We start from the raw sequence: 24,290 nt of genomic DNA on the forward strand, positions 1-24,290 counted from the left end.
CTGATATGGGTCTGATTCAAAAGAAGGACGAAAAGGACGAGATCGACGGCATCCAGATCATCGAGCGCGGCGAAGGCCCCGACGGTGACGAGGACGAGAAGATCGATCTGGTCGCAGGTACGTCTGCCGAGCACATTGCTGCCGGCACGACCGCCGAGGAGGAGGACGCCCGCCTGGAGGCTCAGATTACCGCGGATGCCGCCGACGAGAACCTCATGCCTGAGGAGCAGGACGAGGACGATGACTCCGACGTGGACGACAGCGCATCCAAGCACAAGAAGACGATGATTGCCGCCTTTGTGGTCGCCATCGTGATCGCTGCTGTGGTCGGCTTCTTTATCGGCAACGGTGGTTTTGGCGGCAAGGGCGTCGGCTCGGCGACCCTCACCGAGGACCAGCTCGATTCGACCGTGGCAAGCTACAGCTACAACGGCAAGAAGAGCGACATCACCGCGCGCGAGGCCATCGAGAGTCAGTACAGCCTTGATACCGTCAAGGATAGCGATGGCAACTACACCGCTCCCTCTGCCGACGTTATCCTGTCCTACGTGCGCAACAAGATCCTGCTCGACGCCGCCGAGGACGAGGGCATCACCGTCTCTTCTAAGGAGATGAAGAAGTACGCCGAGGATTCCATCGGCACTTCGGACTACAAGACCATGGCCACGCAGTATGGCGTGTCCAAGGATCAGGCCAAGCAGATCGTCCGTCAGTCCGCGACGTTGCAGAAGCTCTACAAGAAGAAGGTGGGCGATAGCTCCGCAAGTATGCCGATCGCTCCGACCGAGCCTTCTGACGGCAACGAGGACACCGCGAGCAAGGACTACGCCGACTACATCATCAACCTTGCCGGCGACGAGTGGGATAGCGAAAAGGGCACCTGGAAGGACAAGGACAGCACCTACGCTAAGGCCTTTGCCGACGATGCCTTTACGGCCGATAGCGCTACCTACAAGCAGGCCATGACTGCCTATTACACCGCCTACCAGCAGTACTCTTCGCAGGCTTCGAGCGCCAGCTCCAAGTGGACCGAGTACGCCAACGGCCTCTACGCCAAGGCCAATATCAGCATCTACGGCCTGTTTGCGTAAAGATTGCCTGAGCCTTCGAGTACGAAGCCGAAATATTTGCTGAAGCCCCCTAGAGCGGACATCGTTCTAGGGGGCTTTTTGCGTTGGAGGAAAGGGCGGGGAAGAGGGAGTAGGAGGGGTTTAATATACAAATTCTTGGAGACTTTATTCATGTAAAGTGAAAACGATTTCGGCCAAACTGGTAGTAACAATGTGGTACCACTGTTCATCTGGTAGTAACCAATTTTGATTCGAAATCGAATGGAAATTGCTAAGAATTAGTTTGGTAATGAAAGAAAAGCAGCACGTTTACCTGCGTAAATTACCGTTTACGGGCCAAAAATAACCGTTTGGCAACGAAATAGTAATTTGAACGAAATGTGGTGGACGTTTGAATTGAGTGTGTGCTACCGTACATACCAGCAACCCCAAATAGGGACTGGGTTGTCTAAGTTTGCGCACCAATGCCGGCAAGCGGAGAAGCCGGTATGCACAAGGCGCGGACATGGAACTCGTTGGTGAACAACGAAAGAAAGGTTGGAGGAGATACCATATGATGAAGTACCTCCAGAAGCTCGGCAAAGCGCTGATGCTTCCCGTCGCGGCGCTTCCCGTCGCAGGTATTCTTATGGGCGTGGGCTACCTGCTCGCTCCCGCAGTCATGGGTGCTGCCGGTGACACTACCGGTTTTGCCTATACCGCCGGTTTCCTGCTCATCAAGGCAGGCGGCGCTCTTATCGATAACATGGCCTGGCTGTTCGCAGTCGGCGCCGCTGTCGGCCTTGCCGACGATCACGATGGCACCGCTGGCCTCGCTGGCCTCGTCGCCTTCCTGATGATTCAGCAGCTCCTGAACCCTGCCGTTGTTGGCACTATCCGTGGTATGGATGCCGACGCCCAGACCGCTTGGCTCGCCACTACCGAGGGTATCGCGTTCTCCAAGATCGCTGGTAACTCCTTCATTGGTATCCTGTCCGCCATCATCGGTGGCACCTGCTACAACAAGTTCAAGGACACCCGTCTTCCCGACTGGCTGGCCTTCTTCTCCGGCAAGCGTTGCGTCGCCATCATGACTGCTGTCATCTGCATCGTCGTTTCCGTCGTCCTGCTCTTCGCTTGGCCCCTCATCTTCGGTGCGCTCGTCGCTCTGGGCGAGGGTATCGCTGCTATGGGTGGCATCGGCGCTGGCATCTACGCCTTCCTCAACCGCCTGCTCATCCCGACTGGTCTCCACCATGCTCTGAACAACGTGTTCTGGTTCGACACCATCGGCCTTGGCGACCTGACCCACTTCTGGGCTGGCGAGACCTCTGCCGACGTCAAGTGGAGCCTCGGCATGTACATGTCTGGCTTCTTCCCCTGCATGATGTTCGGTATCCCGGGCGCTGCCCTGGCTATGGTTCAGACCGCTAAGAACAAGAAGGCTGCTATCGGCCTGGTTGTCTCCGCCGCCATCTGCGCCTTCGTCTGTGGCGTCACCGAGCCCTTCGAGTTCGGCTTCATGTTCCTGTGCTTCCCGCTCTACGTTGTGTACGCTGCCCTGTACGGCATCTTCACCATCATCACCTACTATGTTGGTTTCCGTGCTGGCTTCTGCTTCTCTGCTGGCGCTACCGACCTCCTGTTCTCCGCTAGCCTCCCGGCTGCTGCCAACACCTGGATGATCATCCCGATGGGCATCGCTGCCTTCCTGGTCTTCTACCTCGTGTTCCGCTTCGCCATCACCAAGTTCAACCTCATGACCCCTGGTCGCGAGGATGAGGATGTCGAGGAAACCTCCGCTTCCGCCGCTGCTGGCGACGACAAGTTCGCCGCTCTGGCCGCCGCTGTTCTCGCTGCCGTCGGTGGCAAGGAGAACGTTAAGACCGTTGACTGCTGCGCTACTCGCCTTCGCTTCGAGCTCGGCGATTCCGCTCTGGTCGACGAGGCTGCCTGCAAGAAGGCTGGCGCTCTGGGCGTTATGAAGATGGACAAGGGTGCTACCCAGGTCATCATCGGTACGCAGGTCCAGGCTGTTGCCGAGGAGCTCAAGAAGCTTCTCTAAGCCTTAGAGACGTACGTGTCTTGCAAAGGGTCGTCCCGCTCCGCGGGGGCGGCCCTTTTTGCTACCTCGGTACTTGATGAGGCGGTGCGATTGGTATTACAGTACACGGGCAATTAACCGGTAAACAATATTGCAATGTGCTGGTTGACCTGCTGTTATTCCGTTAAAACTGCTATAGTACGTGGTGTCTGGTTACAACCAATTTCGAGTCATTTATCCGGCAGGTATCATCATGGCAATGGGAGCGCGCAAACAGCCTCTGTACGATCAGCTCGTCGATTTGCTGACCGATAAAATCGATCACGAACTTCGACCCGGCGACTATTTGCCGTCAGAGCGTGACCTGTCGGAACGCTACGGGCTCTCGCGTACGACGGTTCGCCTTGCCCTGCAGGAGCTTGAGCGCCTGGGCCTGGTGGTTCGTCAGCGCGGCCGTGGAACCATGGTGTGCGACCGCTCTCTGCAAACGGCAAACCTCTCGCAAATCTATAGCTTTACCGAGCAGATGAAGGCAATCGGCCGTGTGCCCAAGACGACGATTCTTGAGTTTACCGAGGTCGAGGCTGACAAGAATATTGCCGTAGAGATGAACGCGCGTCTTGGCGAGCGTCTGTACAAGATCAAGCGCCTGCGTATTGCCGATTGTGTGCCGCTGATGATTGAGTGTACATATCTGCCGAGTCGCAAGTTCTTTGCGCTTAAGCGCCCCATGATCGAGAACAAATCGCTGTACGACATGATCGAGCAGGACTTTCACGAGAAAGTTCGCGTGGCAGAGGAAGAATTCTACGCGAGTATCGCCCGCCATTCCGACGCCCGTCTGCTCGAGATTGCCGAAGGCGCACCGGTCCTGGATTTGATTCGTACCACATATGACATGAACAACGAGGTTATCGAGTATACGCGTTCGGTTGCGCGCGCCGACCAGTTTAAATACAAGGTCTACCACAACCGCGCAGTCTAGAGTTATTGGGTATAAACGGCTTGGTGTGTTTTGCGGCGGGTGCAAAATGCGCCAAGCGGTAGAAGGCAACGAACAATCGCTCGAATTAACAATGCAGTGGTTTTTGATCCGCCCTAAAACGCACTGCGGGTACGGGAGCATAGATGAGCACGTATGCTATCAAGGCCGACAAGTTCTTTTTGCCGGCGGGGCCGCAGCTGGGCGGCTACCTCATGGTCGAAGATGGCGTCTTTGGCGCTTGGCAGGCCGATGAGCCCGCTTGTGAGATCAAAGATTATTCGGGTACATGGATTGCGCCGGGCATGGTGGACACCCACATTCATGGCTTCTATAACCATGCCACGACCGATAATGATGCCGAGGGTATCAACATCAGCTCGACCGAGCTCGCTCGTCGTGGTACCACCAGCTGGCTGCCTACGACCTTTACCGACGGCGTGGAGCAGATCAAGGACGCCTGCGCTGCCATTGCACAGGCGGACGAGGAGCGCGGACCTGAGTTCTGCGGTGCTCGTATTCAGGGCATCTACCTGGAGGGTCCGTTCTTTACCATGAAGCATGTGGGCGCCCAGAACCCTGCTTATCTGATCGGCCCGTCCGAGAAAGTTTTTGACGAGTGGCAGGAGGCCGCCGGCGGTCGAATCGTCAAGAGCGCTATGGCGGCCGAGCGTGACGGCGCCGCCGCTTACGCCGCGGCTCTGAGCGCAAGGGGCGTCGTGACCTGCATCGGCCACTCTGATGCCACCTATGATGAGTGTGCTGCCGCCATCAATGCTGGCGCCAGCTGCTTTACGCATACCTACAACGGCCAGCGCGGTCTGCATCACCGTGAGCCCGGTGTCGTCGGGGCCGCTATGACCACGCCCAACACCTATGCCGAGATCATTTGCGACGGCAAACACGTAAACCCTGCTGCTATTAAGGCGCTGCTGCAGGCCAAGGGCTGGCAGCACACAGTGCTGATCACTGACTGCCTGGGTTGCGGCGGCATGCCCGAGGGCAAGTACACCAGCGGTGGCATGGATGTCATTATGAAGGACAACCTTTGCTGGCTTGCCGATGGCTCTGCTATCGCCGGCTCGGTGCTCACGCTCGCACAGGGTGTCAAGAACATTGTCGACTGGGGTCTCGCGAGCGCCGATATCGCAATTCGCATGGCGACCGAGGTGCCCGCGCGCTCTGCTCACGTCGAGGATAAATGTGGCAGCATTATGCCTGGCCGCGATGCCGATTTTGTCGTGTTCAATCCCGACCTTACCCTGGTCGAGACGTATGTGGGTGGCAACAGCGTCGGTAACGCGTTTGCCGAGTAGCCGCCAAAGAAACGATTCGAGAGGGGATTTAGATGATTTACGGTGCATTGGGCGATATCGAGGAGTACCGCGGAATGCTTAAGGGCCTCGACGTGCTGATCGACTGGCTCGAGGAGAACGACCCGGCGGAGCTCGAGGTCGGCAGCCATCCGATTCTGGGCGACAAGGTCTTTGCGAACGTCATGGCTCCCACGACGCGTCCCGAGGCCGAGGCTCACTATGAGACGCATCAGCGCTATCACGACCTGCAGATCGACGTCGAGGGTCGCGAGGCCTTTAAGGTCGCCACGGGCAGCCTGACGCTGGTCCAGGAGTTTGACGAGAAGGACGACTACGATCTGGTCGATTCCGACGCCTCGATCGCCGGCGATCTTGCCGACGACAAGTTTGCGCTGTTTGTTGCCGGCGAGCCTCACATGCCCACGCTCGAGTTCCCGGGCGATGGCGCGCAGCCGGTCAAGAAGATCTGCTTTAAGCTGCTTGCCGACGCCTACTGGGAGGAGTAGCGAACTGCCCGACTGAGCTGTTCTTCTGATGGCGTGTTTTCCCTAAGGGAAGCACGCTACGACCCCGTTAATCGTGTTTTCCCTAGGGGAATCACGATTAACGGGGTTTCTGTTTTTGAATAGGGGAGCTGACGCTGTTGCGATGCGTGGATTGGCACGCGCACTCAAAATCGGCAACAAAAAAGCCGCCCGAAGGCGGCTGTCTTGTGCAATGGAGCCAGCGACCGGGCTCGAACCGGTGACCCCCGCTTTACGAGAGCGGTGCTCTACCAACTGAGCTACGCTGGCGGCCATGTGGTGACGCAGCTGAGGCGTCAACGGCTGTCTATGATACGGGACATCGCAAATCCGCGCAAGTGCTCTGACAGCTTTTCTCACGTTAAATGCACTAATCATTCAAGCCGGGATGTGCCTGGTTGCCTACAACTAGGTAGAAAAACGCCCGTCGGCGGTGTGCCGGCGGGCGCTGCTGTGCGATATGTTGCGTTATGAGCTTAGTGCCTCATAAAGTGGTATTCGATCACATTGCTGTAGGGATGACCCGGGCCCACAATGCCCTGGGGGAACAGCGTCTGGTGCGGCGTGTCGGGGTACATCTCGGCCTCGAGGGCAAAGCCGGCGCCCCAGCCGTAGTTGGCATCGTCCTTGGCGTGCTCATCGCCTAGCCAGTTGCCGGTGTAGAGCTGCACGCCCGGGGCGGTGGTGTAGTAGTCCAGCTCACGGCCGGTCCACATCTCCTCGACGTGCAGGGCACGGCGCAGATTGCGGCCGTACTGATAGCCGCCAATGCACAGGCAGTGATCGTAGCCGCGTGCCTGCTTAATCTGCGGATGGTCGGCCTCCATGCCAGGCGCGACGGGGCGTAACTCGCGAAAATCAAACGGTGTTCCCTCGACCGGAGCAATCTCGCCAGTAGGAATGTTCTGGTCGTCAATGGGCAGGTAGTGGGCAGCGTTAGCAACAAAGAAGTGCTCGCAGTCCATGCCGGCATTATGACCGGCAAGGTTAAAGTACGTGTGGTTGGTCATGGACACGTACGTGGCACGGTCGCTCTCGCAGCCATACTCGATACGGAAGCGGCCGGTGTGCGTCACGGTAAACACGGCCGTAAAGGTGCGGTTGCCGGGCAGGCCCAACTCGCCATCCTCAAGTGAGGTGGTCATGCGCACGGCGTTGTGGGCCTCGTCGAGCTCAACATCCCACACGCGCTTGTGCAGGCCGTGCTCAAGATCGCTGTGCAGGTTGTTGGCGCCCTCGTTGGCGGGCATATGCCAGTCCGTACCGTCGATGGTGATCGTGGCGCCCGCGGTGCGGTTTGCCACGGGGCCGATGGTCGCGCCAAAGCAGGCGGGGTTGTCAAAGTAATCCTCGAGCTTATCGAAGCCCAGCACCACATCGCGCACGTTGCCGGGAATGTCGGGCACATCGATACCCAGCACGGTGGCGCCATAGTCCATAATGCGAACGCAGATCTCGGGCCCGTTGAGGGTGTAACGATGAACGGGGGTACCGCACGGCGCGGTGCCGAAAAGCTCAGAAGTGATCATTTGGTTCCTAACATCGAGGTATTTCCGACAAACTGTAGCGCGAACAGGTGAGATTATCACTACACCCCACTAAAGCAGGGGGTATTTTTCTCAAAAAAGTGATGATTGGAGCTGTGCGGGCGTTCATTTTTGACGCGCGCGAGTCTGATACAATTTGTTCGTTACTGTTTGAATGATATGCGCGCAAAGAACGGCGAGGATTCATCGTGATTAAAGCGGAGCGACAGGATAAGGTTCGTCAGCTGCTCGAAGAGCAGGGCACGGTCTCGGTCAAGGAGATCTCGGACGTGCTGGGCGTCTCGGACATGACGATCCGTCGCGACCTTGAGGAACTTGCGAGCCTGGGCGAGATCGAGCGCGTGCACGGCGGCGCCCGCAGTGCGCAGGGTCGTCCCCACGCTATGTTGCGCCACGAGTACTCGCACAGCGAAAAGCGCACCAAGCATGCCGAGGAAAAGCTGCAGATTGCGCGCCGAGCCGTGGAGCTTATCGAGGAAGGTTCGACCATCTTTTTGGGTACGGGCACCACGGTTGAGCAGATGGCATCGATGCTGCCGGCGTGCCGCCTGCGCATTGTGACCAACTCGCTTTCGGTGTTTAACCTGCTCGAGGCGCGCGAAGACTGCGACCTGTGCCTCGTGGGCGGCATGTATCGTCGCCGCACCGCCGCTTTTGTGGGACCAACGGCCGAGGATACCCTGCGTGCGTTGGGTATCGACGCGGCGTTTATCGGTGCCAACGGCATCTTGGACGGTGACGTATCTACGTCCAACATGGACGAGGGCCGTATCCAGCAGCTCGCCTTTAGCAAGGCAGACTCGCGCTATCTGATCGCCGATTCCAGCAAGATTGGCAGGCGCGACTTCTACACCTTCTGCCGTCTGGACAGCCTGGATGCCGTGGTGTGCGAGCCGGGTATTACCGCCGAGGACCGCGCCGCCATCGAGGAACACACGCAGGTCATCTGCTAGCTAACGCTATTGGATTGCTAACAGGCGATGCGGGAGGACTTTTACCTCCTGTCATTGTGGAAACCAGCGCGTCAGCGCTACGCGATATGACGCGCAAATGGGGACTTCGCTATCAAATTGTCTCAACCTGTGATATCTAGGCGGCCAAAAGCGAGTCAGATGTTACAGATCGAGATTTTTGGCTCAGCCTATTCCGTTTGTCTCAATCTGTAACAGCTAGGACCTAAAAACTCGACTAGGTGTTACAGATCGAGATTTTGTCTACCCAGCCATCACCTTTGTCTTGATCTGTAACAGTTAGACGGTTAAAAGCGAGTTAGATGTTACAGATTGAGATATTTCTGCTCGGGCGTTCTGTTTGTCTCGATTTGTAACAGCTAGGGCCGAAATATTCGGCTAGATGTTACAAATCGAGACAAACGACCTGCTCGGGCCGAGCCAAAACAAAAAGGCCGCATGCGAACCCGTGGAGGGATTCGTATGCGGCCGACAGGGGGTATGCGGCGGAAACTAGGCCATGAGCAGGCCGGTCTCCGCGACGTTCTTGTACCAGTACGCGCTCGCCTTGGGATAGCGCTTCTGGGTCTCAAAGTCGATGTAGAACAGGCCGTAGCGCTTGTTGTAGCCGTTGGTCCAGGAGAACTGGTCCTGCAGCGACCACACAAAGTAGCCGTCGACGTTCACGCCGCCGTCGATCGCCTTGAGGATCCACGCGAGATGCTGGCGCATGTAGTCGATACGAGGGGCGTCGTCGATAAAGCCATCCTCGAAGTCGTCCTTATAGCCCATGCCGTTCTCGGTGATGTAGATCTTCTTGTAGTTGGGGTAATCGTTCTTAATGCGCAGCAGCAGGTCGTACAGGCCCTCGGGATAGATGATCCAGTCCCAATCGGTGGTGGGAACGCCTTCGCGCACGCACGACTCGCCCACGCCCTTGAGGAACCAGCGCGAAGATCCCTTGTCGCCGGTGCCATTGTGGTTGATGTCGTTTTCGCCCTCGGCAGCACGCAGGAACTGGCACTTGTAGGTGTTGACGCCCAGGCAATCGTTGTAGGGGAGCGCGGCGGTCAGCGCGGCGATGTCCTCGTCGCGGACGTCGAGCTCGCCGCCGGCGATATGGGCCAGCTTGGTCGCGGCTTCCATGGTGTCGGCTGCATAGTGGCCGCGGAAGGTGGCATCGAGTACCCAGCGGTTGTTGATGACGTCGGCCATGCGAGCTGCCTCGCAGTCGGCAGCGCTGTTGGGATCGAGGGGATACTTGGGCTCCAGGTTCTGGACAATGCCGATCTCGCCCTCAAAGCCACCCTCATGGAAGGCGACGACGGCCTTGGCGTGGGCCACCATCATGTTGTGCATAAGCTGGAAGGCCTTGTCCAGGCGATACTTCTCGCCGTGCGGCCAGTTGCCGACGATAAAGCTGCCCTCGGCGGTCGCGGGAATCTCGTTAAAGGTAAACCAGTGCTTGACCTCGGTGAACTCGGCAAAGCAGAACTTGGCATACTCGACAAAGGCGTCGATCGTCGTGCGCGTCAGGAAGCCCTCGCCGCCGTTCTGGTAAAAGGCCTCGGGCGTATCGAAGTGATCGAGCGTGACATAGGGGATAACGCCGGCATTGTTGCAGGTGGCAAAGAGCTCGTGATAGAAGGCAACACCCTCGGGGTTAATCTCACCGGTGCCGTTGGGGAAGATGCGGCTCCAAGCGATGGAGACGCGGATACCGTTGATGCCGAAGCGCTGGCACAGGTCGATATCGACCGGGTACTTGTTGTAGAAATCGCTTGCGGGGTCGGGGGAGAAGCGACCCTGAGCGGCCAGGAAATCGTCCCAGGGCACTTTGCCCTTGCCGTGCGTGCGGGTCTCGCCCTCAACCTGGTAAGCAGCGGTGGCGCCGCCAAACACAAAGCCGTCGGGGAACTGCATGGGGTTGGTCATGAGGCATCCTTTCTGTGGGATACGAATAGGGAGAGGTGCCCGAACTGGGGATCCGGGCACCAACAGAGGGAGGAACTAGTCGAGGTTCTCGCGGAGCCACTTGATGGCGCCAGCGGGGTCGCGAGTAAGGTCGATATATTCCTTACCGCGCGGGGCGAGCAGCTTAATGCCCAGGCGATCGGTGTCGGCCTTCATGTCGTTGTAGTAGCTACGAACCTGCGGGGCAAGCACGATAACGTCGTACTGATCCATGATGGCAGTGTGCTGACCATAGGCGCCCGCGGAGGAAGCGATGTTCTCTCCGGTCTGCGCGGCACCTTCCTTGATGGCGTTGGCAAGCATGGCAGAGGTGCCGGCGCCGGCGCACAGGACGAGGACCTTCAGGCCATCGACATCCTTCTTGGCGGATGCATCGGCGGCGGACTCGGGCTGATCGGCGACAGGCTTGCTGTCGGCGGCGGCAACGGTCGTCTCGACGGAAGCGGTGGCCTGCTCGACAGCGGGCGCAGGGTTGCTGGCGGCGATGGTGGCAGCACCGTCGGACTCGAGACCCAGCTCGGCGGCGCGCTCGGCCTCCTGGTCGCAGAGCAGCTTATCGTATGCCTTCAAGAACGGCAGGTAGATGATGGCATCCAGCAAGATGATAATCGCGACAAATACTAGGGCGATAAGCTGGAAGTTCGTGGTGATGAAAATGCCGATGGGGGCAGGGGTAGCCCAAGGCACCACGAAGGAGAAGCCGTTCATGCCTACATTATCGATAAAGAACTTGGCAACACTTACGTTGACGCAGCCGGCGGCAACAAAGGGGATGAGCATGTAGGGGTTAAGGATCATCGGCGCGCCAAAGAGCAGCGGTTCGTTGACGGCGAAGGCAACAGGAACAATCGAGGCCTTACCGACGGCTTTGAGCTGCTTGGACTTCATAAAGAGAATCAGCAGAAGCGGCACGATGAACGTGGCGCCGGTGCCGCCGAACTCACCCACGAGCGACATGTTAAAGGTGAGGGAATGGGCGGGGTGACCACCGGCCAGCAGAACCTGCAGGTTCTCGGCCTGGTTGGCAAGACGGATGGGGTCGATGCCCGGCTGGACAATCGAAGGACCATGGACACCGATGAACCAGAAGAACGCGGTGGCTGCCTGGATAAGGATAAGGCCAGGATAGGTCTCTGCAGCGGTAAAGAGCGGGGAGAGCAGTTTGATGAGCAGCTCGGAGAACGGAACGCCCATGAGGTTGCGCACGACGACATCGATGATGCCGCAGATGATGACGGCGCCGCCAAAGGGGATGATGTCGCGGAAGTTCTGAGCGATGGCGCCCGGGACTTCCTTGGGCAGCTTAATGGTCAGATCGCGCGAGACGCAGAACTTATAAACCCAAACGGTAATGAACGCGGCGATATAGGCCGAGAACAGACCGCGCGTACCCATGCTGGTGCAATCGAAGACCGAAAGCTCGGAGCCGTCGAACTTGGTAGTGAACTGCGTAACAGCGAGCAGCAGCATGCTGCACTGGGCGGCCACCATGGTGGAGCCGTCGTTGAGCACCTTGCCGGCGGGCATGCGACGGTTCATGGAGGCCGTGAAGTTCTTGGCGGTGGTGCCGGCAACCATGATGCCCATAACGCCCATGGTGAAGTTGTACAGCTTATTGCACCAGTCGATGAGCGGCTGGGGCAGCGTGATGCCAACTACGCCGGGAAGGGTGGCAATCAACAGGAAGATCGAAGAGGTGAGGACAATGGGCATACACCCAAGGAATCCGTCCTTGATGGCCTGGAGGTAGATGTTTCTCGAGATCTTCTCAAAGAACGGCTGATGCTTTTCGAGCATCTTTACGATGGCGTCCATAAAGCTCCTTTGTTACTTGATGCGCGATGCATGTGGATGGAACTGGTCGTCGATGGATGGTCAGGACTGCCCGGAAACCTTCCCGCTTAAGGAAGGCATTGCGAAATGACAACGTTGTCATTTCGTTAATGACAACGTAAGACATTTTTGGAAGAGCAACAAGGATTTACGGGTGAACGGTCGATATTGTCCGATAAACGGCTGATTTGTCAGTCGGGCAGGTAGTGTATGCTAGAACGCAAAAAACAAGCGATAGAGAACCGAGTGGAGAAGCAGTGGCAACGATGGACAAGAAGAATGTTTCGATGAACGATGTGGCGATTGCCGCGGGTGTTTCTCTCAAGACGGTTTCGCGTGTGATCAACGAGCCCGATAGCGTGCGCGAGTCGACGCGCGATAGGGTCCATGCTGCCATGGAGGCGCTTGGGTTCCGGGCGAACTTTGCCGCGCGTTCACTCAAGTTGGGCCGTTACGGGTGCATCGGCGTGGTGATGTTCCACTTGTCGGGCGGCGCCGTGGACATGATTGACGGAATCGCCGATGCAGCCGAAGAGCGAGGCTTTGCGCTCACGATGATCAAAAAGCGGGCGGGGGAGAAGATGACCCTTGCCGAAGCGGCGCGCAGGATGTCGCAGCTTCCCGTCGACGGCATGATCTTCAACCTGCGTCAAATGGTCGATGACTTTGATACCTTTGAGGCGCCGAAAGACCTCAAGACGGTGATTATCACGCCGATGGAACATCCTACCTGCTCTACCGTTAGTGACGATCAAGAGGGTGGTGCGCGCATGGCGTGCGAGTACTTCTTAAATCGCGGGCACAAGAACGTGTATTTCGTTTCTGGTAAAAAAGAGTCGCTGTCGAGCCAGTGCCGTATGAAAGGTTGGCGTGCAGCACTCGAGACGCGTGGCATTGAGCCGCCCGAGCCTCTGCAAGGTGATTGGAATGCGGATAGTGGCTATGCCGCGGGCCTTGTGCTTGCCGATAAACCCGATTGCACGGCGGTCCTCGCTGCTAACGACTGCATGGCAAACGGCGTTATGATGGCTCTACGTGACAAAGGGCTCAGTGTGCCCGACGACGTGTCCGTGATCGGCTTCGACGATGAGCTCTACAAGACGATTCCCAACTCGATTCTGACGTCGGTGAAGTTTCGCCACCGCGAGCTGGGCATCCGTGCACTTAACGAGGTCGTCGCAGGCCTTGAGGCTCCGAGCTCCAGAAGCCGCACGCTTGTGTCGGGCGTGCTGATCGAGCGTTCCAGCGTGAAGGACCTGCGGGTGTAGACGTGCTCAGCTCGTTCATCTCAATCTGTAACAGGTAGGACCGAAATACTCGGCTAGATGTTACAGATCGAGATTGAGAGGATTGTCCTGTGCGTTTATCTCAATCTGTAACAACCAGACGTCCAAAACCGGTTTTAGTGTTACAGATTTAGACAATTCGGCCCCGTCTTCCCGGTTTGTCTTGATTTGTAACAGCTAGGGACCAAAAACTCGGCTAGATGTTACAGATCGAGACAAACGGCCCCCCAGCCGAACAAAAACAAAAGGCCGGGGGCGGCGCGCCGTGTGACGTGCCACCCCCGGCTGAGAAATGGGGACAGGTTATGTGAGCGGGGCAATTCCGCTGGTCGCCAGCCGCTAGTCCAGACGACGGGTCTGCGCCACGTGCTTGTACCAGTAGGCGCTTGCCTTGGGCGTGCGCTTCTGGGTTTCAAAGTCAACGTAGAAGAAGCCATAGCGCTTGTTGTAACCATTGGTCCAGGAGAACTGATCCTGCAGACTCCACAGGAAGTAGCCGCCCACGTTGACGCCCACCTCCATGGCCTTGAGCAGCCAGCGCAAGTGCTGCTCGATGTAGTCGATGCGCGGCTGATCGTCCACAAAACCGTCCTTGTAGGGATCCTTGTAGCCCATGCCGTTTTCTGTAATGAAGATCTGCTTGTAGTTGGGGTAGCGCTGCTTAATGTAGACGAGCAGATCGAACAGGCCCTCGGGATAGATGATCCAGTCCCAGTCGGTGGTGGGGATGCCAGGCTTGTTCACGTGCTCGCCAATACCCTTAACGCGCCAGCGGCCGGTGCCCTTCTCGCCCGTACCGTTGTGGTGCAGGTCGTTCTCGCCGTCGTAAGCCTTCAAGAAGCGGCACTGGTAGTTGTTGACGCCCAGGTAGTCGTTGTAGAGCGCGGCCTCGCGCATAATCTCGAGGTCCTCGTCCAGGATCTCGATGGTGCCGCCCGAGACGGCAGCCAGACGGTTGGCGCACTCGAGGGTGTCGGGCGCGTAGTCGCCTCGGAAGGTGGCGTCGAGCAAGAACTGGTTCTGCAACACGTGCTCGTTGTTGGCGGCTTTGATGTCGGCGGGGTCGTTCTCGTTGAGCGGATACTTAAACTCCAACGACTGAATGACGCCGATTTTGCCCTTAAAACCGCCGTTGTGGAAGGCCAGTACGGCCTTGGCGTGGGCGAGCATCATGTTGTGCTCGCACTGGAAAGCCTCGGCCAGATGCGCCTTGACGCCGCCGGGGAAGGTGCCCTCGATGTAGGTGTTGGAGGCATCGGCCCAGATCTCGTTAAAGGTGAACCAGTAGGTCACCTGGTCGGCGTACTCCTTAAAGCAGAAGGTGGCAAAGTCCACAAAGGCATCGATGGTCTCGCGGTTGAGGAAGTCGCCCTTCTCAAAGAGGGCAAGCGGCGTGTCGAAGTGATGCAGCGTGACAAACGGCTCAACGTGGTGCTTGTGGCACTCGGCGAAGAGATCGTGGTAGAACTGCACGCCCTCGGGGTTGATCTCGCCGGTGCCGTTGGGGAAGATGCGGCTCCAGGCAATGGAGAGGCGAATGCCGTTGATGCCGAACTCCTCGCACAGCTCCAGATCGACGGGGTACTGGTTGTAGAAGTCCGAAGCGGGATCGGGGGAAAAGCGCCCCTGGGCCTCCAGGAAGTCGTCCCAGGCAACCTTGCCTTTACCGTGGGTGCGGGTCTCGCCCTCTACCTGGTAGGCAGCAGTGGCGCCGCCAAAGACAAAGTCCTCGGGAAACTGCGCAGGCGGGTTGGTGACGCTAGCAGGGTTAACGGACATGATGATCCAATCGTCTAAATCGAAGGGCCAGCCGGTCTTGGATGATCGGCTGGCCCTGTGCGTTACTTACTTCGAGAGTTGCTCGCTTACGAAGGCGAGAGACTTATCGCCGTTCTGGGAAAGCTCAATGTACTGCTTACCGCGGCAGGCGACGCACTTGTTGCCCACGCGCTCGCAGTCCTTCTGCAGGTCGGCCAGGTAGCTTGCGGCTTGCGGGGCCAGGACGACCAGATCGAAGTCGGGGAGCATGTCCACGTGGTTGCCATAGGCCTCGGCAGCGGTTTCAAGATTGATGCCGCGCTCCTTGGCGGCCTTGGCCAGCGCGTTGGCGAGCAGGCCCGAGGTACCGCCACCCTGGCAGAGCACGAGCACGCGTTTGCCGTTGAGGTCGCTGGTGGCCGTTGCCTCGGCAGCGGGTGCTGCGGAAGCGGCGGGGGCGCCGGCTTCCACGGCCTCGGCAGCAGCGCCGGCGGCAACGCTCTTGGCGTCGGCCTTGCCCTGGAAGGCATCGTTGAGCTTGGCGGCCTTCTCGGCGTTCTTGGCGGCGAGCTCCTCCTGGGAAATCTCGGCCTCCTCGGCGCACTTCTGGGCGTCATAGGCACGGAAGAACGGATAGTACAGAACGAAGTCGACGACCAGGATAAGGGCGAGCATCACAAAGGCGAGCGGCTGGAAGCCCAGGCCCATGATGGTGCCGATGGGGCCGGGGACGGTCCAAGGCAGGGTGTACATAAAGCCGTTCATGCCCAAGAAGTCGATAAAGATCTTGAGGATCCAGATGTTGGCGATCGGGGCAAAGACAAACGGGACAAAGAAGACGGGGTTGAGCACGATAGGCGCGGCGAACAGCAGCGGCTCGTTGACGGCAAAGCACACGGGGACGATGGCGGCCTTACCGACAGCGCGCATCTCCTGGGACTTGGCCAGGAAGCAGAACATAAAGACCAGGACGAGCGTGGCGCCGGTGCCGCCCATGCAGACGACGAAGTACTGGGCACCCTGGGTCAGGACAGCGGAAGCGTGCTGGCCGGCCTGGAACGCAGCCAGGTTGTCGGTCATGTTGGCAACGAGGGCGGCGGCGATGGCGGGCTCGACGATCGAGGGGCCGTGGACGCCCACGAACCAGAACAGGCTCATGGCGCCGTAAATCACAGCAAGGCCGATGTAGCCGTCGGCAGCGGTGAACAGGGGCTGGAACACCTGGATGACGCCCTGGGCAAAGCAGAAGCCAAAGGCAGCGCGGAAGACGATGTCAAAGACCCAAAAGACGGTGATGCAGACGGAGAAGGGGATGATGTCCTTAAAGGTCTGCGAGATGTTGGGCGGAACCTGCTCGGGCATCTTGACGGTGATGTTGCGCTTGATAAAGAACTTGTAGATGATGCCGGTCACAAACGCAGCGATGAAGGCGGTCAGCAGGCCCTTGGAACCAAGGTAGGTGGTGTTGAAGCCACTGGCGGCATCCGTGGCGATGGTGTCGCTCGAAAGGAGCAAGAAGCCGATGATGGCCGCGCACATGCACGAGATAAAGTTGATCTGGTTATTCTTGGGCAGATCGCGGTTCTGGGCGTCGGCGAAATGCTTGGCCGTGGTAGCGGCGCAGGCGATGGCCAGGATGCCCATGGAGTAGTTGTAGCACTTCCACAGGGCGTTGTTGATGTCATCGGGCCAGTAGAAACCCCAGATGTTGGGGACCGAGGCTACCAGGCAAAAGATGGACGAGAAGATGATGATGGGGATGACGGAGATAAAACCGTCGCGGATCGCCTTGAGGTACTTGTTGCGGGCGATCGCGTTGAAAAAGGGCTGGCCCTTTTCGATGGTGGCGATGAGTTGCTCCATGCAAAGCTCCTAAGAGTCGGTGGGTTAGCAACGATGGTAGCTTTTGACGTTTGGTTGCCAAAATGTTGACGTTGCCATTTTGTGACACAAAATAAGACGCGAACCGATGGCCCCTGTGCCTGCGGACCGTCGATTTCTTGCGCGTAAACGTTTGAGCCGCCCGGTGGCTCTGTGTTTGCGCAATGGCAACGTTAACATTTGGGCGATAAAAGCCGTTCGGGGAAGCAAAAATGTCGGTGAACGGTAGGTTTTGGGTGGTGAGCGTATGGTGGGGGAGGCGTTAGATATACTTGAAGATGTTTCATTTGACTGCGTAGGGTGCCACCAATGGCATCGTTGACATAGAAAGATCGACCTATGGCCGCTGTTAAAAAATCGGTTTCCGTTAAGGATGTGGCGCTCCTCGCGGGCGTCTCAGAACAGACGGTCTCGCGCACCGTCCACGATTCGCCCAGCGTGCGCCCCGAGACCAAGGAGCGCGTGCGTGCCGCCATGCGCGAGCTGGGGTATCGCCCCAATTTTGCCGGTCGATCGCTGCGCCGCGGCAAGTTTAAGACCGTCGGCGTCGCCATGTTCAACATTACCGGTACCGGCAACCTCGACCGTATGGAGGGCTTTGCCGCCGCCGCCGATAAGCACGGCTACGCCATTACCCTCACTAAAGTAGATGGACATCCGTATACCCTCGAGAGCGCATCGTCGCGCATGAGCGCACTGCCGGTGGATGGCATGGTCGTGATCATGAATCGCATGCCGGCGGACTTTGGCACCTTTGAGCCGCTGCCTGGTATGCAGACGGTGCTCGTTACCATGCTGGAGCACCCGCTGTGCTCGACGGTCGATAACGATCAGTTCGATTGTTCGCGCCAGGTTGTCGAGTACTTGCTGGGGCAGGGGCACAAGACCGTGCACTTTATCTCGTGTCCCGAACGCTCGCTTTCGGGCATGCAGCGCGAGGAGGGCTGGCGCGAGACATTGCGCTCGCATGGTATTGAGCTGCCGCGACTCATCCGTGGCGACTGGACGGCGCAGAGTGGATATGCCGCAGGCCAGGCTCTGGCGGACGATCCGACCTGTACTGCCATCTATGCCTCCAATGACGCCATGGCCTACGGCTGCATTCGCGGACTCGAGTCGCGCGGAAGGCGTGTGCCCGAGGACGTGAGCGTGGTGGGGGTTGATGATAGTCTGGGCGACATCGTGCCCGATCGTCGCCTGACCACCGTGCGCTTTGACAACAAGCGTGTCGGCATGTGGGCAGTCGACAAGATCGCCGGCGCCGAGGGAGTTGCGTCTGGCGTGGAGCACATGCTGATCCCCGGCGTGCTCGTAGAGGGCGATACGGTGCGCGATTTGCGTTAGGGCGCGGTCCTGTTTGGGTTTCCGTTAATCATGTTTGATATTGTTCGAAATGGTTTGGAAACCGTTCGCGGGTTAAAAGTGACCGTTCATAGCTCGAAATTACGTTTTGTATTGTTCTTTTTTGTTTGAATGTTATTGTTTCTGTCATACACAGCGCAGCGCGTATGCCCGGACGCGATGCTCTCCATTGGTTCATATGTGAAAGGAACGCAATATGGCAACCAAAGAAGAAATCTCGATGGTTGGATTCGAGATTGTCGCATACGCAGGTGACGCCCAGACCGATCTGCTTGCAGCGCTCGATGCTGCTCGCGAGGGTGACTTTGAGAAGGCCGAACAGCTGCACAAGGATGCCAGCGATGCACTTATCGGCGCCCACGACACGCAGACCAAGCTGCTTTCGCAGGAGGCCGGCGGCGGCGAGATGGAGATGACCTTCATCATGGCTCACGCTCAGGACACCCTCATGACCACTATGATCTTGGAGAAGCAGGCCCGCTTTACCATCGATGCCTACAAGCGCATCGCCGAGCTCGAGGCCAAGCTCGCCTAACGAGCCCGCACAACCAAGCCCCTTCCAAAAGCCCTGCCGCTACCCGCAGCAGGGCTTTTTCTGTCCTCCTCCAAGTTGCGGTGAAATAGGGGCTGACGGCCCAAAATGATCCGTTCTCCTCCGTCCCCAGGGGATCGGTTGGCAGCGTCGCCACGAAACTGGCGCATCTACTACGTTTAACCCGATACCCCCGTCCATACCCGCGTTTCATAGAAAACTGCAGGCGTTCTACCTGCGGTTTTGTTTTTACGCCACGGGGCATGGTCGGGGATGGGCAGTTAAACGTAGTAGATGGGCCCATTTCGTGGCAAGCGGGTCATGCGGCAGCCCGTTGCGCCTCCTCCCGTTCGGTTTTTCGCTGGGTGGGTATACTTCCATCCGCAATACAGGCCGGAATGAGGAGGTATCCAAATGCCGGACAACGGATCTATTCAAAAGAGAGACGCGAGCGAGATGGCTCATGGGCGTCCTGTCCAGATAACCGAGCAAACAACGGTGACCGAGCTGCAGCCCAGCCTATCCGATGTCGTGTGCGCAAACAAAAAACTGCAGATTGGCCTCATCGTTGCGCTCGTGGCACTGGCGCTGCTGTCGGGGTTTGTGGCTCGTCCGCATTTCGCCGATACCAAGACTTGGGACTCTACCATCGAGGTCATCGATCAAAAGAAGGGCAATGTATTGGCGCTCACGACCTCGTGCGTCGCCCTATCTGCGGGTATCACTGCGCTGCCGGGCGATACGGGAACGCCGGTTGCCGAGCAGCTCGCACAGCTTTCGGGTAATCTTGGTATCGTGCTTGCCGTGCTATACCTAGAGAAATATTTACTCACGATTTTGTGGTCGGTTGGCCTGGGCATCCTGATCCCGTTTGCGCTGGTGCTCTTTGCAGCGTCGCTTGGCATTCACGGACGCTGGAGCACGAGCACGGTCATTCGTCGCGTGGCAACGCGTGTGCTGGTGGTCGCCATCATTAGCATGGTGTTGGTGCCCGCGAGCGTATGGGTGTCGCAGAAGGTCGATGAAACGTATCGAGTGAGCATCGAGGCGGCCGAGCAAAAGGCGACTGACGCTGCGAGTGCGGCAGATAGCGATAGCTCCAAAGCAACCAAGAAAAAGACTGAGTCCGCAGAGTCCAAGAACGTGCTTGAACAGCTTGCCGACGGTGCCTCGGGTCTCGTCACGACGGTGACCAGCGGCGCCAAGCAGATGACCGATGAAATTGTGCAGCAGGTGACCGATCTGATCGAAGGCGTCATTGTGATGATAGTGACCTCGTGCGTTATCCCATTGCTGGTGCTCGCGGCGTTTTTGTGGCTGGGGCACACACTGCTGGGGATTGATATTTCCGGTCCGACGAATTATTTGACGGGCCGCTTTCTGGGCACTCCGTCCAAGCATGCCAAGAAGGGCGGGCAGTCCTAGTAGCTAAAACAGCTGTATATACCGGGGAATACCGCCGAAGGGCGGCCGAGACACGTTCTCGGCCGCCCTTTTGTTTGTTGAACACATGGTCGCTACGCCCGCGCCCGGTCCAAACGGTCAGCAATCATCCGTGAACGGTATTTGTTCAAAAAAGAACAAAGATAAACAAATAGTTGTTGCAGTTAGTGTTCGAATGTGTTCAAATAAACATGAACAGTGAAGAATCGCACATTCAGATGCCCGGACCTGAACGCGATTCAACACTTCCAAACAGAAACAACGCACCTGCGTATCTCTCAAGGAGGATGTCATGAGGGTTGTAATCGCTTCCGATGCCGACGGTATGTCGATGAAGGAGTCCATCAAGGAGATGCTCATCGCCGATGGTCACGAGGTCGTCGACTATTCCGAGACCCCTGCCGCGGACTTTGTCGATTCCGCGACCGCCGTTGCCAAGGACCTGCTGGAGCACAAGGATTCCCAGGGCTTCGCATTCGATAAGTACGGTGTCGGCTCCTATATGGCCGCCGTCAAGATCAAGGGCATGGTCGTCGCTAACATTTCCGACGAGCGTTCCGCCTACATGACCCGCGAGCACAACGGCTCGCGCATGGTCACCATGGGCCCGGGCGTTGTGGGCACCGAGGTCGCCAAGAAGATCGCCCGCGAGTTCCTGCGTGCACAGTACGCCGGCGGCCGTCACCAGATCCGTGTCGACATGCTCAACAAGATGGCCTAACGAGAGCCACCGAGAACTCGAACTTCTACCTCAACTTGTGAATTCAGACGAAAGGACGTTCTGATGAAGAAGACCATCGCAATCGGTTGCGACCATATCGTTACGGACGAGAAGATCTATCTGGCCGACCGCCTGGAGCAGGCTGGCTACCAGGTGCTCGACTGCGGCACCTACAGCCACACCCGTACGCACTATCCCATCTACGGTAAGGCCGTGGGCGAGGCTGTTGCCAGCGGCAAGGCCGACTTTGGCGTGGCCCTGTGCGGCACCGGCATCGGCATCACCAACGCCGTCAACAAGGTTCCCGGCGCCCGCTGCGCCCTGGTTCGCGACATGACCTCTGCCCTGTATGCCCGTCGTGAGCTCAACGCCAACATCGTGGGCTTTGGTGGCAAGATCACCGGCGAGTTCCTGATGGCCGACATCATGCTTGCCTTCCTGGAGGAGCCTTACGAGAAGACTCCCGAGCACGACGCCCTGATTGCCAAGATCGATGCCTGCAATAAGGCCGACGCCGAGGCTCAGACTGACCCGCACTTCTTTGATGAGTTCCTGGAGAAGTGGGACCGCGGCGAATACCACGACTAGTGGGGTTACGCGGTTTTACCAAACCGCGTAACGGGTCGACGCTGCGCGGCGCTCAGGCACCCCATCTCGTCGTTCAAACCGTCGCTCGCGTACATGAAGTACGCGTCGCTCCTCTTTCGCGGCGACCTGGGGCACCTGATCGCCGCTCGCTGACGTTGGGGGTACCTGTGGGGTTACCGCTGTTGTTGCGAAGCTTTCTGGTTCGGTAAGCTGCTCCGATAACACGTTTGCTTGGCTTGACTTGTGTGCTTCGTTATTGACGGACCCGGCATTCTGCAGCTTTTTAATTGACGGCTCGCGTTTCTGTGAGGGGGCGCGGGCCGGTTTTCTATCAGCCCTATTGACTTGGTGGGCTGTCGTAAGAAAGGGAAGACTCCTATGGAGTTTGTTCTTGATAACGGTTCTATCCGCGTGGCACTGAGCACGGCGGGCGGGTCGTTCACTTCTATTGCGGCCAACGGCCGTGAGTACCTGTGGCAGGGTGATCCGGCAGTCTGGTCGGGCCAGGCCCCCATTTGCTTCCCGATCTGCGGTGGCCTTCGTGACGGCCACGCAATGACCATGGGCGGCCGCGAGGTAAAGCTCGCCCGCCACGGCTTTGCGCGCAAGCAGGAGTGGAAGCTCGAGGAACAGAGCGACAACATGGTTGCGCTGAGCTTAAGCTCTGCCGACCATGCCGAGTTGCTCGAGCAGTACCCGTATCCGTTTAAGATCGTTGCTCGTTACACGATTGATTCGGAAAAGGTTGCCGTGTCGTACGAGGTGACCAATGAGGGCACCGAGGACATGCCGTTCTTTGTGGGCGGTCACCCCGGCTTTAAGTGCCCGCTCGACGAGGGCGAGTCCTATGACGACTACGAGCTTCGTTTTGAGCAGCGTGAGGCCACCGACCTCTGCACTGCCGTTCCCTCGACGGGCCTGATTGATGTTGAGCATCGCAGCAAGAACCCGATGGTTGGCCATGACCTGCCGCTGACCCACGAACTCTTTGACTTTGCGGAGACCATCTTTGACGTGCTCGAGAGCCGCGTGGTTACGCTGACCAAGAAGACCGAGGACAAGGGCGTGCGCCTGACGTTCCCCGATATGCCGTACCTGATTGTGTGGAGCAAGCCCGAGGGTGACTTTGTGGCCGTGGAACCGTGGGGCGGCCTGTCCACCTGCTCCGACGAGGACGATATTCTGGAGCACAAGCGCGGCTGCCTGGTGGCCAAGCCGGGGGAGACCGTCACCCGCGGCTTTGAGATCGAGATCCTTTAACGAGCTATCGTATGTTTGGGGTCGCGCGTGTCGTGCCCCGGAAACAGGAGTTCAATATGATTCTGACTGTTACCATGAACCCGTCGATTGATACGCGCTATCAGATCGATAAGCTGGTCATCGACGATGTTAACCGCGTGACGCCCGAAAAGACCGCTGGCGGCAAGGGCCTCAACGTGAGCCGTGTGCTGCTGCAGCTGGGCGACGACGTGCTCGCGACTGGCCTGCTTGGCGGTCACATGGGTGCCTATATGGCCGAGCTCATGGATGCCGACGGCGTCAAGAACGACTTTGTGCCCATTGCCGGCGAGACGCGCATTTGCCTGAATATTCTGCACGAGGGTAATCAGACCGAGCTTTTGGAGAGCGGCCCGCAGATCGCCCCGGCCGAGCTCGAGGCCTTTACGGCCAAGTTCGCCGAGCTTGCAGCGAAGGCGGACGTTGTGACGCTTTCGGGCTCGCTGCCGCGCGGCGTCGATGCCGGCTACTATGCCGAGCTCGTCAAGATCGCCGAGGAGGCGGGCGCCAAGGTGCTGCTCGACACCTCGGGTGCATCGCTGGAGGCCGCGCTGGAGTCCGAAGCTAAGCCCGAGCTCGTAAAGCCCAACCTGACCGAGATTAACGGCCTGCTGGGTACGTCCTTTACGACCGATGATGTCGATGCCCTGCGCGAGGCGCTAGCCGCCGATGACCGTTTTGCCGGTATCCCCTGGGTCGTCGTTTCGATGGGCGCTGCCGGCTCGGTGGGCTTCCATGAGGGCCGCGCGTTCCGCGCCAAGACGCCCGCGATTGCGGCTGTGAACGCGACGGGTTCCGGCGACTCGACCATCGCCGGTTTTGCGCATGCCATTGCTGCTGGTGCCGACGACGTCACGGTGCTCAAGACCGCCAATACCTGCGGCAAGCTCAACGCCATGGATTCCAAGACCGGCCACCTGGTCATGGACCGCTGGGACGAGGTCTACAACAGCGTAGAGGTAACCGAACTTTAGAGTTACGGCGTACCGAACAAAACGAGAGTGGATAATCTCCCATTTTGGGCTCGCAAGCGGGCTTAGAGTGGGAGATTTTCCACTCTCATGAGAGGCAGCTAATTTGGGACGGGGCTATTTTGACTACTTCTAGATGCAAAGTAGTCAAAATAGCCCCGTCCCAAATTAGCTGCCCTTGCACCAAAAACGGCGCCCGCCGGCGATGTTGCCGGCGGGCGCCGTTGTCTTGAAGACGAAATGATCCGTTT

19 protein-coding genes and 1 tRNA gene are annotated in these 24,290 nt (G+C 58.3%); 14 read left to right on the forward strand and 6 right to left on the reverse strand.

Going from position 1 to position 24,290, the window contains the following annotated elements:
* Positions 1-5 precede the first annotated feature (5 nt).
* From ACQRAJ_RS05935 to ACQRAJ_RS05955, 5 genes are all read left to right on the forward strand, one after another.
* Positions 6-1,091 (forward strand): hypothetical protein, encoded by a 1,086-nt coding sequence (locus ACQRAJ_RS05935; RefSeq protein WP_427747991.1) that lies wholly within the window; start codon positions 6-8, stop codon positions 1,089-1,091.
* Between the two features lie 532 nt (positions 1,092-1,623).
* Positions 1,624-3,114, forward strand: coding sequence for a PTS transporter subunit EIIC (locus tag ACQRAJ_RS05940; protein ID WP_427728598.1), 1,491 nt, complete (start codon positions 1,624-1,626; stop codon positions 3,112-3,114).
* Between the two features lie 232 nt (positions 3,115-3,346).
* Complete coding sequence (locus ACQRAJ_RS05945; RefSeq protein WP_427718969.1) at positions 3,347-4,078, forward strand: GntR family transcriptional regulator; 732 nt, start codon at positions 3,347-3,349, stop codon at positions 4,076-4,078.
* A 143-nt stretch (positions 4,079-4,221) separates the two neighbouring features.
* On the forward strand, positions 4,222-5,391 hold the full coding sequence (nagA, locus tag ACQRAJ_RS05950) for an N-acetylglucosamine-6-phosphate deacetylase (RefSeq protein ID WP_427728596.1): 1,170 nt from the start codon (positions 4,222-4,224) through the stop codon (positions 5,389-5,391).
* Between the two features lie 32 nt (positions 5,392-5,423).
* Positions 5,424-5,897, forward strand: coding sequence for a YhcH/YjgK/YiaL family protein (locus ACQRAJ_RS05955; protein WP_117778978.1), 474 nt, complete (start codon positions 5,424-5,426; stop codon positions 5,895-5,897).
* A 212-nt stretch (positions 5,898-6,109) separates the two neighbouring features.
* Here the strand turns inward: ACQRAJ_RS05955 and ACQRAJ_RS05960 are convergent.
* Positions 6,110-6,185 (reverse strand) — tRNA-Thr (locus tag ACQRAJ_RS05960).
* A 206-nt stretch (positions 6,186-6,391) separates the two neighbouring features.
* The gene (locus ACQRAJ_RS05965; protein WP_427747992.1) at positions 6,392-7,444 is read right to left on the reverse strand and encodes an aldose epimerase family protein; all 1,053 of its coding nucleotides are present in this window, start codon (positions 7,442-7,444) and stop codon (positions 6,392-6,394) included.
* Between the two features lie 206 nt (positions 7,445-7,650).
* Between ACQRAJ_RS05965 and ACQRAJ_RS05970 the strand changes: the two genes are divergently transcribed.
* A complete protein-coding gene (locus ACQRAJ_RS05970; protein ID WP_427747993.1) occupies positions 7,651-8,415 on the forward strand; it encodes a DeoR/GlpR family DNA-binding transcription regulator in 765 nt (254 codons plus the stop codon).
* 510 nt (positions 8,416-8,925) lie between these two features.
* Here ACQRAJ_RS05970 and lacG (ACQRAJ_RS05975) read toward each other — a convergent pair.
* Positions 8,926-10,347: a 6-phospho-beta-galactosidase gene (gene lacG / locus ACQRAJ_RS05975; RefSeq protein ID WP_427747994.1), complete on the reverse strand. Its 1,422-nt coding sequence runs from the start codon at positions 10,345-10,347 to the stop codon at positions 8,926-8,928.
* A gap of 75 nt (positions 10,348-10,422) precedes the next feature.
* On the reverse strand, positions 10,423-12,201 hold the full coding sequence (locus ACQRAJ_RS05980) for a PTS lactose transporter subunit IIBC (protein ID WP_427747995.1): 1,779 nt from the start codon (positions 12,199-12,201) through the stop codon (positions 10,423-10,425).
* A gap of 284 nt (positions 12,202-12,485) precedes the next feature.
* Here ACQRAJ_RS05980 and ACQRAJ_RS05985 point away from each other — a divergent pair, with 284 nt between their 5' ends.
* Positions 12,486-13,487 (forward strand): LacI family DNA-binding transcriptional regulator, encoded by a 1,002-nt coding sequence (locus ACQRAJ_RS05985; protein ID WP_427747996.1) that lies wholly within the window; start codon positions 12,486-12,488, stop codon positions 13,485-13,487.
* Between the two features lie 357 nt (positions 13,488-13,844).
* Here ACQRAJ_RS05985 and lacG (ACQRAJ_RS05990) read toward each other — a convergent pair whose 3' ends face one another.
* Together lacG (ACQRAJ_RS05990) and ACQRAJ_RS05995 are read right to left on the reverse strand one after the other, a co-directional pair.
* Positions 13,845-15,284, reverse strand: a complete 1,440-nt coding sequence (gene lacG / locus ACQRAJ_RS05990; RefSeq protein WP_154514977.1) for a 6-phospho-beta-galactosidase — start codon at positions 15,282-15,284, stop codon at positions 13,845-13,847.
* A gap of 66 nt (positions 15,285-15,350) precedes the next feature.
* On the reverse strand, positions 15,351-17,126 hold the full coding sequence (locus ACQRAJ_RS05995; RefSeq protein ID WP_427728585.1) for a lactose/cellobiose PTS transporter subunit IIB: 1,776 nt from the start codon (positions 17,124-17,126) through the stop codon (positions 15,351-15,353).
* A 357-nt stretch (positions 17,127-17,483) separates the two neighbouring features.
* Between ACQRAJ_RS05995 and ACQRAJ_RS06000 the strand changes: the two genes are divergently transcribed.
* From ACQRAJ_RS06000 to ACQRAJ_RS06030, 7 genes are all read left to right on the forward strand, one after another.
* Positions 17,484-18,488 (forward strand): LacI family DNA-binding transcriptional regulator, encoded by a 1,005-nt coding sequence (locus ACQRAJ_RS06000; protein ID WP_427728584.1) that lies wholly within the window; start codon positions 17,484-17,486, stop codon positions 18,486-18,488.
* Between the two features lie 214 nt (positions 18,489-18,702).
* The gene (locus ACQRAJ_RS06005; RefSeq protein WP_055252615.1) at positions 18,703-19,041 is read left to right on the forward strand and encodes a PTS lactose/cellobiose transporter subunit IIA; all 339 of its coding nucleotides are present in this window, start codon (positions 18,703-18,705) and stop codon (positions 19,039-19,041) included.
* Between the two features lie 411 nt (positions 19,042-19,452).
* Positions 19,453-20,463, forward strand: coding sequence for a hypothetical protein (locus tag ACQRAJ_RS06010; protein ID WP_427747998.1), 1,011 nt, complete (start codon positions 19,453-19,455; stop codon positions 20,461-20,463).
* A 310-nt stretch (positions 20,464-20,773) separates the two neighbouring features.
* The gene (gene lacA, locus ACQRAJ_RS06015) at positions 20,774-21,202 is read left to right on the forward strand and encodes a galactose-6-phosphate isomerase subunit LacA (protein WP_006234830.1); all 429 of its coding nucleotides are present in this window, start codon (positions 20,774-20,776) and stop codon (positions 21,200-21,202) included.
* 63 nt (positions 21,203-21,265) lie between these two features.
* Positions 21,266-21,790: a galactose-6-phosphate isomerase subunit LacB gene (gene lacB / locus ACQRAJ_RS06020; protein ID WP_427747999.1), complete on the forward strand. Its 525-nt coding sequence runs from the start codon at positions 21,266-21,268 to the stop codon at positions 21,788-21,790.
* A 378-nt stretch (positions 21,791-22,168) separates the two neighbouring features.
* Positions 22,169-23,050, forward strand: a complete 882-nt coding sequence (locus ACQRAJ_RS06025) for an aldose 1-epimerase family protein (protein ID WP_427748000.1) — start codon at positions 22,169-22,171, stop codon at positions 23,048-23,050.
* A gap of 56 nt (positions 23,051-23,106) precedes the next feature.
* Positions 23,107-24,042, forward strand: coding sequence for a hexose kinase (locus ACQRAJ_RS06030; protein WP_427748001.1), 936 nt, complete (start codon positions 23,107-23,109; stop codon positions 24,040-24,042).
* The last annotated feature ends 248 nt before the right edge of the window (positions 24,043-24,290 follow it).

The organism is Collinsella sp. SGI.184, assembly GCF_050313415.1.
GTDB lineage: Bacteria > Actinomycetota > Coriobacteriia > Coriobacteriales > Coriobacteriaceae > Collinsella.

Bases quoted from the DNA above. Each gene is read 5' to 3' on its own strand.
- ACQRAJ_RS05955 (WP_117778978.1), top strand. From the start codon at position 5,424: ATGATTTACGGTGCATTGGGCGATATCGAGGAGTACCGCGGAATGCTT.
- ACQRAJ_RS05945 (WP_427718969.1), top strand. From the start codon at position 3,347: ATGGCAATGGGAGCGCGCAAACAGCCTCTGTACGATCAGCTCGTCGAT.
- ACQRAJ_RS05940 (WP_427728598.1), top strand. From the start codon at position 1,624: ATGATGAAGTACCTCCAGAAGCTCGGCAAAGCGCTGATGCTTCCCGTC.
- ACQRAJ_RS06025 (WP_427748000.1), top strand. From the start codon at position 22,169: ATGGAGTTTGTTCTTGATAACGGTTCTATCCGCGTGGCACTGAGCACG.
- ACQRAJ_RS05995 (WP_427728585.1), bottom strand. From the start codon at position 17,126: ATGGAGCAACTCATCGCCACCATCGAAAAGGGCCAGCCCTTTTTCAAC.
- ACQRAJ_RS05965 (WP_427747992.1), bottom strand. From the start codon at position 7,444: ATGATCACTTCTGAGCTTTTCGGCACCGCGCCGTGCGGTACCCCCGTT.
- ACQRAJ_RS06000 (WP_427728584.1), top strand. From the start codon at position 17,484: ATGGCCGCTGTTAAAAAATCGGTTTCCGTTAAGGATGTGGCGCTCCTC.
- ACQRAJ_RS05980 (WP_427747995.1), bottom strand. From the start codon at position 12,201: ATGGACGCCATCGTAAAGATGCTCGAAAAGCATCAGCCGTTCTTTGAG.
- lacA (WP_006234830.1), top strand. From the start codon at position 20,774: ATGAGGGTTGTAATCGCTTCCGATGCCGACGGTATGTCGATGAAGGAG.
- ACQRAJ_RS05985 (WP_427747996.1), top strand. From the start codon at position 12,486: ATGGACAAGAAGAATGTTTCGATGAACGATGTGGCGATTGCCGCGGGT.
- ACQRAJ_RS06030 (WP_427748001.1), top strand. From the start codon at position 23,107: ATGATTCTGACTGTTACCATGAACCCGTCGATTGATACGCGCTATCAG.
- lacG (WP_154514977.1), bottom strand. From the start codon at position 15,284: ATGTCCGTTAACCCTGCTAGCGTCACCAACCCGCCTGCGCAGTTTCCC.
- ACQRAJ_RS06010 (WP_427747998.1), top strand. From the start codon at position 19,453: ATGCCGGACAACGGATCTATTCAAAAGAGAGACGCGAGCGAGATGGCT.
- ACQRAJ_RS05935 (WP_427747991.1), top strand. From the start codon at position 6: ATGGGTCTGATTCAAAAGAAGGACGAAAAGGACGAGATCGACGGCATC.
- nagA (WP_427728596.1), top strand. From the start codon at position 4,222: ATGAGCACGTATGCTATCAAGGCCGACAAGTTCTTTTTGCCGGCGGGG.
- lacG (WP_427747994.1), bottom strand. From the start codon at position 10,347: ATGACCAACCCCATGCAGTTCCCCGACGGCTTTGTGTTTGGCGGCGCC.
- ACQRAJ_RS06005 (WP_055252615.1), top strand. From the start codon at position 18,703: ATGGCAACCAAAGAAGAAATCTCGATGGTTGGATTCGAGATTGTCGCA.
- lacB (WP_427747999.1), top strand. From the start codon at position 21,266: ATGAAGAAGACCATCGCAATCGGTTGCGACCATATCGTTACGGACGAG.